This is a genomic window from Candidatus Peregrinibacteria bacterium (assembly GCA_016220175.1).
Lineage (GTDB): Bacteria > Patescibacteriota > Gracilibacteria > CAIRYL01 > CAIRYL01 > JACRHZ01.
Genome location: JACRHZ010000032.1, coordinates 21,686 through 35,549, shown reverse-complemented (window position 1 = coordinate 35,549; position 13,864 = coordinate 21,686). Strand labels below are relative to the sequence as shown.

General features: G+C 39.0%; 13 protein-coding genes and 1 pseudogene. 9 read left to right on the top strand and 5 right to left on the bottom strand.

Translation table 11 applies throughout. The annotated features are described in order from the left end of the window. Positions 1-175: 175 nt before the first annotated feature. The 8 genes and pseudogenes from HZA38_03125 (at position 176) to HZA38_03090 (ending at position 7,993) form a co-directional block, all read left to right on the top strand. Positions 176-589 (top strand): annotated as a pseudogene (locus HZA38_03125) (restriction endonuclease subunit S). Between the two features lies 1 nt (position 590). After that, positions 591-3,605: a P-loop ATPase gene (locus HZA38_03120; GenBank protein MBI5414483.1), complete on the top strand. Its 3,015-nt coding sequence runs from the start codon at positions 591-593 to the stop codon at positions 3,603-3,605. Between the two features lie 105 nt (positions 3,606-3,710). Continuing rightward, a complete protein-coding gene (locus HZA38_03115; GenBank protein MBI5414482.1) occupies positions 3,711-4,094 on the top strand; it encodes a hypothetical protein in 384 nt (127 codons plus the stop codon). A gap of 37 nt (positions 4,095-4,131) precedes the next feature. Beyond that, positions 4,132-4,857, top strand: coding sequence for a hypothetical protein (locus tag HZA38_03110; GenBank protein MBI5414481.1), 726 nt, complete (start codon positions 4,132-4,134; stop codon positions 4,855-4,857). Positions 4,858-4,948: 91 nt separating this feature from the next. Then, positions 4,949-5,116, top strand: a complete 168-nt coding sequence (locus HZA38_03105; protein ID MBI5414480.1) for a hypothetical protein — start codon at positions 4,949-4,951, stop codon at positions 5,114-5,116. Positions 5,117-5,127: 11 nt separating this feature from the next. Next, on the top strand, positions 5,128-5,373 hold the full coding sequence (locus tag HZA38_03100) for a hypothetical protein (protein ID MBI5414479.1): 246 nt from the start codon (positions 5,128-5,130) through the stop codon (positions 5,371-5,373). Between the two features lie 19 nt (positions 5,374-5,392). Beyond that, positions 5,393-6,058, top strand: a complete 666-nt coding sequence (locus tag HZA38_03095) for a replication protein (protein ID MBI5414478.1) — start codon at positions 5,393-5,395, stop codon at positions 6,056-6,058. A gap of 66 nt (positions 6,059-6,124) precedes the next feature. Further along, complete coding sequence (locus HZA38_03090; GenBank protein ID MBI5414477.1) at positions 6,125-7,993, top strand: recombinase family protein; 1,869 nt, start codon at positions 6,125-6,127, stop codon at positions 7,991-7,993. Between the two features lie 25 nt (positions 7,994-8,018). Here HZA38_03090 and HZA38_03085 read toward each other — a convergent pair whose 3' ends face one another. The 5 genes from HZA38_03085 to HZA38_03065 all read right to left on the bottom strand — a co-directional run bounded on the left by HZA38_03085 (position 8,019) and on the right by HZA38_03065 (position 13,489). Continuing rightward, positions 8,019-8,927 carry a cation transporter gene (locus HZA38_03085; GenBank protein ID MBI5414476.1) on the bottom strand — a complete coding sequence of 303 codons (909 nt, stop codon included), beginning with the start codon at positions 8,925-8,927 and terminating at the stop codon, positions 8,019-8,021. A 99-nt stretch (positions 8,928-9,026) separates the two neighbouring features. Beyond that, a complete protein-coding gene (locus HZA38_03080; GenBank protein MBI5414475.1) occupies positions 9,027-9,764 on the bottom strand; it encodes a hypothetical protein in 738 nt (245 codons plus the stop codon). Position 9,765: 1 nt separating this feature from the next. Then, the gene (locus HZA38_03075) at positions 9,766-10,251 is read right to left on the bottom strand and encodes a hypothetical protein (protein ID MBI5414474.1); all 486 of its coding nucleotides are present in this window, start codon (positions 10,249-10,251) and stop codon (positions 9,766-9,768) included. Positions 10,252-10,343: 92 nt separating this feature from the next. Beyond that, the gene (locus HZA38_03070; protein MBI5414473.1) at positions 10,344-11,726 is read right to left on the bottom strand and encodes a restriction endonuclease subunit S; all 1,383 of its coding nucleotides are present in this window, start codon (positions 11,724-11,726) and stop codon (positions 10,344-10,346) included. A 5-nt stretch (positions 11,727-11,731) separates the two neighbouring features. Continuing rightward, positions 11,732-13,489 carry an N-6 DNA methylase gene (locus tag HZA38_03065; GenBank protein MBI5414472.1) on the bottom strand — a complete coding sequence of 586 codons (1,758 nt, stop codon included), beginning with the start codon at positions 13,487-13,489 and terminating at the stop codon, positions 11,732-11,734. 123 nt (positions 13,490-13,612) lie between these two features. Between HZA38_03065 and HZA38_03060 the strand changes: the two genes are divergently transcribed. After that, entirely contained in the window at positions 13,613-13,858 is a 246-nt protein-coding gene (locus HZA38_03060; GenBank protein MBI5414471.1) for a helix-turn-helix transcriptional regulator, read from the top strand. Positions 13,859-13,864: the final 6 nt, after the last annotated feature.

Sequence of the window (13,864 nt, the reverse complement as noted above, 5' to 3'; positions counted from 1 at the left end):
CGAAATTCTACAGATTTTAAGTATTTCTCCATTTGATAAAATGCCCTTAGCTAAGCTGTTTTCTGAAGATCGTTTGCAAAACCTCGATCACGTTTCCCTAGAACAGGCTCAGTTACCAGAGATTTAACCGCCCACTACTGAGTCTCACTATTTAACCAAAGCAAAAGAGTTTGTATCAGAATTAGGCTTGAAGAAGGCTAGAACAGTACCTAGTGGTTCTGTGTTGGTGACTTGCATTGCTGGAAGTTTAAGTTGTATTGGCAATGTTGGTATGTCGGACAGAGAAGTCGCTTTTAACCAGCAGATCAATGCGATTGTTCCTAATGGCGATGTTGATCAAAGTTTTTTGTATTCACAGATTTTGTTTGGGAAAAAACTATTTCAGAAGGCATCTACTAACAGTATGAAGGGTATGTTAAGCAAAAGTAGTTTTTCAGAAATCGAATTAATGAAGCCTGACATTCAGCTCCAAAAAAAGTATTCTGCAGTATTTTTAAAAATTGAATTGATTAAACAGCAAATGCTCAAGCAATCCGAGCAGCTTGAAGCGAATTTTAATAGTCTAATGCAGGGGGTTTTTAAAAATTAATATGAGTAAAGTTGCAAAATCTACATTTACGGCCATAAATCTTTCAACTCGTTTTAAAGCGATTCTTACGGGTATTTTATTAGCAGAAACAATCTTTATATCCAAAATAATCGGTGAAAGATTTGTTTACTTGGTTGAATTAAACAGTGGATTAAATTGGGTTTGGTGGCTTTGTATAGCATATCTTTGCACATTATTTTATTTTCTTTTTAGAAAGGATTTGTGGCTAAGCGCAAAGGTGCTATTGACTAGTTGGAGGATCGATTTGCTGATTCTGTTGTGTGTTGGTGTATATATTTCGTATGTTTTTGGTGGATTTGGTATAAATAATTTTTCAAAAGTGATGGGATGGTTATCTTGGGAAGAATTGAGAGCCATTCTTTTCCTGCCGTTTTTTGTGGTTGTCGCAATTTTAATGCGCAAAATCCAAATAAGATTTTTAAAGAAAAAGGATCCAGATTCACTGTTTATGAGTGATAAAGAAGGAAGATTTAAAGAGGATGATGGTTTCGGATTTCTTCCTCAGGCTCAGCAATTTGCAGAGCGAGTTTTTAATCAGGGCTCATCTGATAGTTTAGTTTTCGGCATTGATGCTCCTTGGGGTACGGGCAAGTCAACGTTTGTCAATTTTTGCAAAGAATATTGGAGTGAAAAATATAAAGATCAAATGATTGTTTATAGCTTCGATCCTTTGAGGTATGAAAGCCAAAATAATTTGCTTGAGAAGTTTATTAATGGGCTTGTTCGGGAAATAAAGAGTAATGTGTTTGCTCCCGAACTTGAGACGCTGCTGTCGAAATATGAAAGATATTTGAAGGATCCAAAGGTGTCTTTCTCTTTTCTTGGATTAAGTTTAGATATTCCGTTAGGATGTGAATCCATTGACGAAATATTTGAGAGACTTGAAACAGTTTTATTGAATTTGAATAAGAAAATAGTCATTGTCGTGGACGATCTAGACCGTTTGAATTTTTCCTCGATCAAAGAAGTTCTTTTTGTAATAAAAAAATCATTTACGCTGCCTAATTTGTCCTATGTTTTGTGTTATGACACTGAAAATATTTCTGCACTTGAAAGAAAAGATTTTGATACAGAAAAAATTATCGAATTTTTGGAGAAGTTTGTGAATGTAAAAACCAGTATATTTTTAGATAATGAAAAATTATTTCACTATTTTACTGAACATAAAAGTGATTCCATCTCGAAAAATCGTTTGGCTGATCCGGTATTGGTTTCAAAGGCAGTCGACGGTTTAAAAGACATTTTAAAAGCAGAAGACTTTTATTGTTATTTACCGTTTATTGGAGATGCGCGAAAAATAAAAAGGTTAATAAATACAATCTTGCTTCTTGAGGTTGAAAAAACCGACTTCGATAATACCGATTTTGATAAACAGGACTTGATCCTCCTTTTGCTCATCTATATCAATTATCCAAATATTTTTAGAAAGATTTATAATACTGAAACTGGCCGCAAAAATGGATTCTTTTCTGTAATTTACGAATATGGGCAAGGACAGGGGACATATAAAAATTCAGAACAATATAGTGAATATTTAACAGCGCTAACTGAAAATCAAAAGTTCATTTTGAATAAAATCTTTAGTGTTAAGGAGAGATTAAAAATTGCAAATGGAGGTTTTAATATGAATCAGATTACGCGGGAAATGGAAACCTCGTATGCATGTTTTAACGGATCGCTTTGGAGTTCCGGAGGAAGAAATTTAGAGGAATATTTGAATCTAATAACCAAAATTTTTCGACCATTGCAGACTGATCAATATAAATTTTATGTCAAAATTAAGGACGAAGTTCTATCTAATGCGAAAATCGCAGATGTTCTTTCTAAAAAAGAGTTTTCTTCTGAATATAGGGAAACGACTCATGAGCAACTATGGCGGGTTTTAGTCAATACTCCGAGTCAGGAATATACGCCTGAAAAATCAAAGGAAGTAATAACCTATGCACTGCAATGTTTACCAAAACATTCTCTTCTTGAAATAGAGAGTCAGGGAATTGGTTTTCGTAATACATTAATATTTTTTATTGTAAAACTTCTTGAGCAAGTTGGTTGGACGGATAAAGAAGGTAAGCATTCTTCACATAATACTGATGAAAACGTCATTAAAATTGCAGATTGGATTTTTGGTGAAAATTCTCATTCCGGAAATGACATTTTAAATGTTTTATGTGATGAAAGTAGAGGCATTGCTGGTCTTTATGATTTATTACTATTTAGGCTGCGATGTTGTTCTGATCGTGGAGGAGATATTTTTAACTTATCACGAGCTCTTTCGAAGCATGGCGATCTACAGGCTCCAACTGAGGGGAAAATAAGCCAAATTGTAACAGAAGAAATGCGTGAGCTATCTCAGAAGGTTTTTCAGATATTTAAATCACTTTTTATAGATAAAGAGAAAAATATATTTGATGAAATCGATGGTTTGACAATGGAGAAGGTATGTGGTGATTATTTAAATTATGTTCAGTCAAAAGTAACATCTGGAGAGATAACAACTATTGATTCTTTGTTTCTTTCATTAAAATCCAGACTTAAAGCCTTTATCCTTTATCAACTTGGGAATATTTATATTAATCAAGGCATAGGTTGTGGGTATTACGATCTGGATGGGAAAAAGGATGAGAAAGGGATTCAGAAAGCAATGAATGATTATTTATTAGGATTTTGTTTCAATGTCGAAAAAAACGCGAATAATTACATGCACTTTTTGGATTATTTACTTATAAATTTTACGCATTCTTATGGAGAGTCACATGAAACTAAATATGTGCCTCATCTCGGCGAATTTACCAAGGTATTGGATAAAGATAGATTGGCCACTTATTGGAAAGAAAACAATGCCGCAATTAAAGCTAAAAATTATCAAGATCAAGATAGACAGGTTGTAACTGCCAATTATACAGCGAATTACAAAGATGATTTGAAAAATACTTATGAAGAGCTTAATAAATTGCTTGAACAAAAAGTGAATGATGAAGTTGTTCCTGCTTCATAACATGATTCCCTTGCCCACCTGTTCCAAATCGGTATAATTAGCTGGTAAGTTTCAGTCTTTAAAGACACATATTCGTCCGGAAGGGCGGAGCCAACGTGTCTTTTTTTGTTTGAAACTTGCAACACTTGTAACACGGCGACCATGCAAGGCAAAAAAGCTACAAAGGGCGATAAGAAGGCATTTCTTGAACTTTTGCAGAAACGTAAAGGTATCGTGACTTTGGCATGCAAAGAAGCAGGCATCAATCCCGTAACTTTTTATCGTTGGCAAAGCAGTGACCCAGAATTTGCGCAGGATGCAGACCAGATTCGGGATGTTGAGATCGGGATAATTGCAGAGGATAGGCTGGCGGAAGCGATTATTGTTCGTGGCGATCTGAATGCCGTGAAGTTCTACCTGCAATCGCGCAACCGCAAATACATGCAGAAAATCCAAACCGAATCTTTTAAAGATCCCACCAAGGCTTTGGCTGATTTGCTGAGCCTTTAGGTGTAAAGACAAGATCTACATACATATGTACATACACATGGAACCGTTGAACGGAAAATCAGGCGATTTGAGAGGACTTACTCCGTTTGGAGCGGTTGTGGCCGATTATCATGGTGTTGCGAAACGTGAGGCGGTTTTTGAGGCTTTGTGGGAGTTTGAGCAAGCGGTTCCTTTTTTCAAAAGCCATTTTGGTCTGAATGAAACCGAGTTGTGGGCGTTATTTTTACAGACAGGGATTGATGCTAAGCGCATTATGGAGGAGCTTTCGATCCAGTCAAAAACGGTTTATCTGGGGGACGGTGAGGATTTTGAGCCTGAAGAAGAATATTACTACACGCCTCAGGCAGGCTTGCTTTGGGAGAATTGGCGCGGTTTGCGTTTTTTCATCAAAGATAGGGCAAAACTGGATGGCTATTTACAATCGAACAGGATAAAACGCTTTGAGACTTTTTCTGCCGATATGCAGAAATATGAAGGGATTGTTCTTGATTTTACGAAAAATGAAGTTCGGTTGAAAGACAATGTGATCGTTAAAATCGGGATCAAATCGGCAAGGTTGGCGAGATTCATCCTTGGTAACAGAGGTAAGAAATTCACCTATGAAGAGTTGGCTGATTTATTGGGTGAAAGCACAGTTTGTGCGGATTGGCGCAGTTCATTCAATTACAAGCGAAGCCTCGATAAGCTCTTTGAGCGTTTGAACCGAAAACTTGGGAATAAGATTTTTCACTTCTCAAATGACAGTGTTTTTGTGGAGGCTTGAAGCGCATGTCGGGAAAATGTCGGTTCCGTGTCGGTGAAAGTTGGGACTTAAAAACAGAAAATGGCCGTGACGATACATATTCGTTTCGGCCATGGATACACATGAACAATTAAAAGCAGGCGAACTTACGGAAACGCAAAAGAAGGATTTGCGTGCTTTTTTTGAGCCTAAATACAGGTGTGAATTGACCGATCAGGAGTTGTGGGAAATCCATTTCAATCTGACGCGATTTTTTATTGCCATCAATCAAGTTTCTTAATTTTTTATCACATGAATATGCAAATCTCATACTTTCAAACGGCGGACTGGTACCTTTTTGTTTGGCTTATTGCCAATCGTTTCGAGGTGAAAGCCATCGACAAGCAGAACAGAAATAAATGTCTGTTCTTTTTCGAGGATTCGCACGAACTTACGGATGCAGTCGAGGCTTTCTGGCAAAACAGCAATGTCAGGGTTCAGGATTTTATTCTGGCCGTGAAAAAGGCCAAGGTTCTGCTTCATGCTGACAGTTTCTAAACATTAACCGAAGATACACATGGAGCAGGACGGATTTACCAAAATACCGAATGAAATACTGGAAGAGATGGCGCGGTCCAGAATCTTTACCGAAAAGGCCAGAGTCTTTTTTGTGATACTTCGTAAAACTTCGGGCTGGAATAAGGAGCAGGACTGGATTGCTCTTTCGCAGTTTGTGAAAATGACCGGCATTGATAAACCGAATGTTTGCAGGGCTTTGCGCTCGCTTCAGCGGAATCGAATCGTTGTCAAAACTGACAATAAATACAGGATTAACGGCATACCTACGCAATGGGAGATATTGTCAAAAGGGACAACGTTTATCACAATGGACAATTGCCTTTATCAGAAACGACAACCGAGATTGTCCAAATCGACACATACAAAAGAAACTGTAACAAAACACACTGTTAAACAAAAGACACTTGGAGATGGAGCCTTGACGGCTCTCAATTCACAAATGAATGAAAATCAATTTGAAACTTTTTGGCATGATTATCCGAGAAAAATCAATAAACAGACCTGTAGAAAAATATTTCTGGAATTGGATTCGGTTCTTTTTGTAAAAATCATGACCACATTACAAAGACAGCGTTTTTCGGAAGAATGGGAAAATTGTGACGGCAAATTTATTCCGTATCCCGTGAATTGGCTGAATAACAAACGTTGGGAGGATGAAGTCTGATTTTTCGCTTATCCACTAGCTATTCCAGTTCTTTAGCGCATTGTGTCCTTAACTTATAAGATATATATGCAGAAAACAGTCATCTATTGCCGCAAATCCTCGGAAAGCGATGAAAGACAAGTGCAGTCGCTTGATGACCAACAAACGGAATTAAAGAATTTTATTAGCCGTTTTAACGAATATGCCCGAACTCCCGATGAAAAATTTCAGGTTATGGAAACGCTGACGGAAAGTTATTCCGCGAAGAAATCGGGCCAAAGAATGGTTTTCAATGATTTGATCGAAAAGGCGGAGAATCGCAAATTTGATTGTATTTTGGTTTGGTCCCTTGACCGTATTTCCAGAAACGGAGGCGATGTTGAGCGGATTATTTCTCTTCTGGAGTCAGGCAAAATCAAGCAGGTGCGTACACCCTCGCAGGAATTCAAAAATGAACCGTTCCATAAATACATGCTGGTGCAGGCGGTCGCGAATGCGAAGCTGGAAAATGACCAGAAAGGCGTGAACGTTGTGCGCGGACTGAAGAGCAAAATCAGGGATGGAAACTGGATCGGTTGGGCCAGAATCGGTTATTTGAACTGTGGCGACCGAAAAGGCAAAAAGTGGGTGGATAAAGATCCTGTGAGATTCGAGATTCTCAAACGTTTATGGGAACTTTTCGCTACTGGAACCTACAGTATGCCTGCCATCAAGAAAAAAGCCGAAGAAATGGGGCTTCGTGCCAGACCGACCAAAGCGACTCCCGAAGGCTCATTTGTCGGGATTAATACCTATTACAATCTTTTTCGCGATGTTTTCTTTATCGGCAAAATGCAGGTTGGGAAAAAGCAGGGAGTTAAGTCTTTGCAGGATATTAAGGAGATGATTCTGAAGAATGAGATCAAAGGTGAAGTTTTTGAGGATTATGCGATTGTTCAGGGCAGTCATCCGCCGATGGTGAGTGAAGAGCTGTTTTATCGAGTGCAGGAAATCTTGAAAGAAAAAGGACTTTCGCATTTTGCCCGTCCAAAAACCAAGGAGTTTGTTTTTGCCGGAATGATAAGATGTGGTTATTGCGAAGGTTCGGTGGTTTGTGAGGAAAAAGTGAAATATCGTTGTTATAAATGCAATCGCTGGATGACGGCTTCAAGTTCTCTACGCATTCCGACGCGTTGTGTAGCCTGTGAAGAACTTTTGAACAAGGAAACTTTTCAGCATGTGAAAAATCACGCATATGCCCACTGTACGGGTAAAAAGCGTGGCGGTAAGGCTTGCGCTCAACTTAATCATGGCACTGGCAGGCCGAAAGTTTCTGTGGCTTTGAGTGACCTTGAAGAGCAGGTTGATGCACTATTGTCGCGCTTGAGCATGGATGAGGCGGTTTATGACTATTGTATTAAGACGCTTAAATCCGAGCATTTTCAAAATAGCATCATGCAGTACCATTCTTTGACCGCTTTGCAGAAAGATCACAAGCTGGCTCGTGGGAAAATGGATAAACTGGTGGAAATGCGCCTGAATGGCGAGATCGACGCGGAGCTTTTCGCCAACAAGAAAAATGAGCTGGAAGCGAAACTCGGTGAAGTCATGAAAAAGCTGGAATCACTCAATAAAAACAATACCGACTGGGTCGCACAAACCGAAAATTTCCTGAATATGGCTTCCAAAGCGAGGTTTGTCTTCAAAACCGGAACTATTCACACAAAACGCGAAATTCTCAAATCCATGAGCTCGCACATTTTTTTGAAAGAGGGAAAACTGAACTTTACGCTTCGAAAACCCTTTGACGTACTCATCAAAGAAGGGCTGAATGGAGCCGTTAATGCGAACGTTGAAAATAAAATTCAAGCATTTGACTTGCACGAGAAAAAGACGGCAAACGCTTTGTTTGACCCGAAATTTTCTGAATGGCTCCCCCGACTGGGCGTTATCCGAACTTTCTTTCTTATCTCATAATATTTTTTTAAGGTATTCGCTTTTTTCAAGAGACCAGCTCTATGACGACTTTTTCCAAATAGGAAATGTCGTGATGAAGTTGGTGCTTGAGTTCTTTTGTGATTTTCTCAATTTCCTGAAAGCTTCCTTTCGGATCGACCTCAAGCGCTATTTCAGTATACACCCGATGCCCTACCCATCTCGCCTTGACGCTTTTTACAGAATGGACACCTTTTGTTCCCATTGCAACGTGCTCAATTTTGTGAATTATTTCTGGCTCGATACCATCCAAGCTTCTGAAGAGAACCGATTTTACTGAATCCCAAACAATAAAGAAAATGGCGATGGTGATCCCCAAACCCACCAAAGGATCCGCAAGAGGGAAACCAAACCAAATTCCAAGCGCGCCAAAAAGAACGGCAAGACTCGTCCAGCCATCAACGCGCGCATGATATCCATCTGCGATAAGAGCGGCGCTCTTGATCTCTTTTCCAACCTTAATACGGAATATCGCTACCAATTCATTCCCCAAAAAACCAACGAGAGAAGCAATGATAATCATTCCCAAATGGCTTACTGTTTGTGGATGAAAAAAACGATCTATTGCCTGATAAGCCGCCACTACTGCGCTGAGAAAAATAATCAAAATAATGATAAGTCCTGCGAGATCTTCCACTCGTCCATAGCCGTAAGGAAAACGAGAAGTCGCTTTTCTTCGAGAAAATAGAAAAGCAATTCCGAGTGGAAGAGCCGTCGCCGCATCGCCAAAATTATGAATCGTATCAGCGAGGAGAGCGACGCTCCCAGAAATAATTACCACAATGCTTTGGAGAAGCGCTGTTATCGCAAGACCGATAAATGACCATTTAATAGCCCATAAACCACGAGCTGAGGTCGTGAGAGTGGCATCTACAACTCCATGTGTATGATCGTGGGTATGGTCGTGTTCTTGCATAAGAGAAACAAGATGAATTTATCCTAACCCATGAATGGCATAAAAATCACCTCAAAATTCTGAAGGTGAATAAGTGTTCACTCTCTTCACCGTGTTCACTTATTTTATGAGTCCCCAGTTGTCCAAAAAATATCGCATTTCATGATCCATATTGCCGAGATAAATTTTCCCTTCTCGAAATTTGATGGTTACGCGATAACGAGTTCCGCTCAAGATTTCTAATATCGCTTTCTCGTGAACTTTTTTCTCTACTTCATGAAATGGCAGGATCAAAAAACGGTTCTGTTTTTCGCCATGCAAAACAAAGATGTAAAACACATTTCCGTTACTGTGCCTTTCAAAAGACACTTTACGAATATCAAAAGTATAGGTGTGAAAGCGATTGAGGTTTGATGTTTTGACCTGAATGCCAAACAACTGATTATCTTTTACCGCTACGATGTCCATGCCCACATCCACACTCATGATGCTTGCATTGAAGCCACGAAAAAGGAGCTCGCTACAAACTAAATGTTCACCTCCTTTTCCAGTGAACCCGCCAGCAACAACAATTTTTTCTTCTTCCTGCTTTTCTACCTCAATAATTTTGGCGTTTTCTTTGATTTCTTTTTTATGCGGATTGAGAGAAAAAGTCCCAGGCGCTGTTCTGAGAAAATCAGATCCGGCACATTTATTTTTAATATCCATCGCAATTTGAGCATTCATCGTACCTTCTGGCGTTGATCCTTCAGTTTCAAGGAGCCCTAATTCCAAAGCTAACCTTGTAATTTCGTTATAATGCAGAGGCTTCTTTGTTTTTTTCAAGACTTCAATCGCAGATTGTTTAAAGGTATTCATATTACGGTCGATAAAATTCTTGATATAGCCGATCCACCAACAAATCCCAGAAAATCTCTGCATCTTTTGGAAATACCTTAATGAATACCAAAAATGTTACTATTTGTTTTTTATGTACCTCCACCTCACGATAAATCCTTTTATACAAATCAATGTCTTCTGGCTTTTGGGTAGTACAGTCCTGTGCCTGATTTTTGTTATCTATTTTTATGACTCCTTCGAAAATATTATTCAATTTAATGTCTCGAGAAGAAGATTTTCTACAGTTCTGTAATGGATTTTCACCATTTTCATCTTCAGCACTGATAATATCTTCTAAAATCCTATCAAGTGAATCTGAACCGAATATTTCCTCTAAAAGTAATGACAAGTAAAAGAATTTTTCTTTTTTGCTCTTTTCGAAGAGAACGACACGAAAGAGTTCTTCTATAAGTTCCCTTGGAGAGGATTTAATATCCATATCTTCAAAAGATTTTATATTTTTCATAAAATAAAATTACAATGAAAAAATACTGCGCCTTTACTGAAATATCTCATTCAAACTATTCTTGAGTTCTGATTCTATTTATTTTGATTGTATTATGCAAAAATAATCTGCTCGACTTGTTTCTGCGCCTCTACCAGAACTTGAGTCGCTTGCGCGCGCAGAGTGCGTATTTTTGAGTAAGACAACTTTATAGCATTTGTGATTTTCTCTTGAGCATCCAAAGGAGGGAGCGGAAATCTAAATGATTTGAACTCTTCGGAGTTTATATTTGGCTGACCAGCGGGTCGTTGAATAAGATTCTTCCATAATGCGTAATATCGCGTTTTTGTAAGATAGAAAACATAGTCAGGAAGAACCTTCTTGGGATCAATTTTGAAACGTATCAGATAGCCTGCAAAAATTGCTTTACCATCATGATCTTTATAAAGATATGTTTTTCCTGCCGTTGCTCCGCTTCTAGCAAAAAGTAAATCATCCTGCTGTAAAAAATACTTATCTTCAATATGTTCGGCGGTTTTCCAGTCATTGTTTCTGAGCTCCCCATTTTCATCAATGTCGGTAATTCTTATATAGCGGATATTTTGATCTGGATCACCCGCAATAGACCGCTCATTCGCTCCATATTGAGGTGGTTGAGAAATGACATCAGAGACGGTTACAAACGGATATTTTGATTTGAGGTTTTCAAATATTGAGTAGTCACGTAAATATATGGGATCGAGGCGTGTTTGGATTTCATCGCTCCAAATTTCAAAGACCTTTTCTGTCCCTCCTTTTGAAATTTCTATCCCAAGCTCGCCAAGAACGAAGCTATCGATGGAAACGAGGATTTTTTCAACTTCCTCCTCTTTTTTTCGCTTTTCTGTATAGGCTTTTTGAATAAGAGATAAAACTTCTCGCTGTACTGCTTCGGCTGGAAGCGGAATAAGTATACTTTTTACAGCATCCTGCGAGAGACTGCCCATTATTGCTCCTACTTTTTGATTAAGAAACTGCTTTTGACCTATGCTCGAATTTAAAAATGCCTCTATGTATTTGGGGTCAATATCGTCACGATTCAAGCGGATGAGAAAAATCTCCGAACTGATTATTGCATCAAGATCACGATCAAGAGCAACGGCAATACCGTATGTACCCTTTCGTGTCAAAAGAATATCGCCTTTGCGTAATTGGATTTCCTTACTGATTTCCGAAGATACAAGCGAAACCTTTTTTACATCGCTAAAATCTATTTCATACGGCTTAATATTCGCAACTCTCAAATAGTCCGTTATGCCATCTTCTTCAAAATCGCGATAATCGAGTCCATTTGTAATCGTTGCAATAATATTCCCGAACGGATCGGCTTGCGTTTTTTTCAACACTTTTGTTAGTTCCTTGAATTTAGGATGATAGAAGAAAGGATCAATACGCCCGATTATCTCATCGCTCCATATCTCAAATATTTCCGGTTTTGTTGTTGCTACTTGATTCATAGCTTTTAAAATTCGAGATACTGCTTCAAAATCTCGCCCAAATCATTCTTTGAGTCTTTGCGCCCTATCGCGTCATACCCAATATGGTCGGCAATCGCCATAAAGATTTTATAGCGTCCAAGTTTTTCCTTTATACTTTTTCGTCGCACAAAAACAAGGGAGGATTTTACGCCCGCGCCGAAGTGCGTAAAAGCAAATTGCGGAAGCGAAACGACGGCTAAAATCTGACAACGCTCCATCAGAAAATCGCGGACATACTGGAGCGATGAGTTGGTCAAAATGCCATCCGGCAAAACTATTGCCATTCGACCTGTTTCGGGTTTCAGGAAATCAATACATCGTTCGATAAATAGAATTTCTGTTTTTTGGTTATCGCGGATTTTCTTGCCGTTTTGAGCAAGCACGAACCTTTCAAGGTATGGATGCTCACTTCGTTTTACCGTCGCACCAAATGGCGGATTGGTAACGATAAAATCAAAATGATTTGGCGCAAATCCACGGTTTTTTATTGTCATTTTCTCAATGTCGTTGAGCGCATCAAAACCGATGACGTTAGTGTGTCCATCGTCGTGAATAATCATGTTCATTTTGGCTACGCGCGCAATGGAATCATTTATTTCAATGCCGAAAAGATTGTTTTGTGCAAAATCGTGCCAATATCGTCTGTGCTCTCCTGTCTCTGATTGTTCTTTATCTTGTGGATAGTATTCGTCTGCTTGACGACGGATTTCATCGAGTGCATGGAGAAGAAAACCACCGGAGCCACACGCGGGATCGAGCACGAAATCGTCATTCTTTATGCTCATCATTTTGACAGCAAAGCTTACGATATTACGTGGAGTGAAAAATTGACCACTTTTACCTTTGAAAAAATCCTCCATGAAATGCTCGAAAGCAACACCTTTGGTGTCAAGGTCAGTTTTATCAAGCGAGATGCTCTGCAAGTGTTCAACGACGGTATAAAGCTCCTCTGGCTCAACTTTCAAACTTTCTTTAAAAACTTCAGGGTCTTTTATCTTTGCTTCTTGATATAAATTATCTATTCGCTTGTAAACACTCGCGGCGCTTTCATGGGTTTTGATCTGAAAGTCATAAGGTTCTCCGGCTTTCCTTCCTTTTTTCTCATCTCTAATTTTTACGAAAATAATTTTTGCAAATTCATCAAATGCTGTCGTTGGTGCACGCTTGCCACCCGCCCATAATGTATCTTGGGATTTTTGAAAAGTTCGCTTTAGGGCTTGTTGATCGATCGGCTTCAGATCCGACTTTGAATCGCCTTTCTTGTAGCGAAATTCTTCAACTTTACCGTAGGAAATCGGAATATCTGTGATAGTCGCTTTTTCCGGCTCCTTATCATTCCAAACAGCCGTTTCCATAGCGCGCCGAGTATTCCCAGCGACGCAGTTTGAGAACGGAGCATGGAGAACTCGCGCATTGGCTATCGCTTGTTTGGTGGCTTGCTCAAATTCTGCGTCGGAAATACCATCTTTTTTACACTCAATGACAATATACGGTTTTGTCTGAGAGTCATTTTCGTAAACAACGATGTCTGCATAGCGTTCAGGTGTTCGATCTGGCATTTCTACTTCAAGTCCAATATTCGTAGCCGGATAGCCATATTTTTCAACGAGATCAAAATAATATTCGGCACGGATTTTTTCTTCGGGATCCTTTAGATTTTCCTTGTGACCGGACGGAAGATATTCAATTTTTGTTCCATCGTTATGGAGACGAAAATATCCCTTCCTTTCACCGTCCTTCAAAATTTTTTCAAAAATATTTTCCATTTAGACGGATTTGAAGATACACGCCAAGAATAAGCACCAGCGATAGTACACCAACAATCATTGGTTCTCAATAGAAGGTGTAATGAGGAATATAAACATGTGAAAGAATCTATCCAACAACAATTCGGGCAACAGGTGAGGACTCTACGCAGTCGGAACGAGCTAACTCAGGAGAAGTTGGCACAACAATCAGGCGTAAGTTTGAAGTACATCCAGAGAATAGAAGGGAAAAAGCCTCCAAATACTGGTTTGGAGACCTCTCAAAAATTGGCGAGGGGATTTGGGATTCCTCTTTGGGAATTGTTCAGATTTGAAAAAAAGCCTCTCAAAAATAAAAATCAGTGAGTTCTT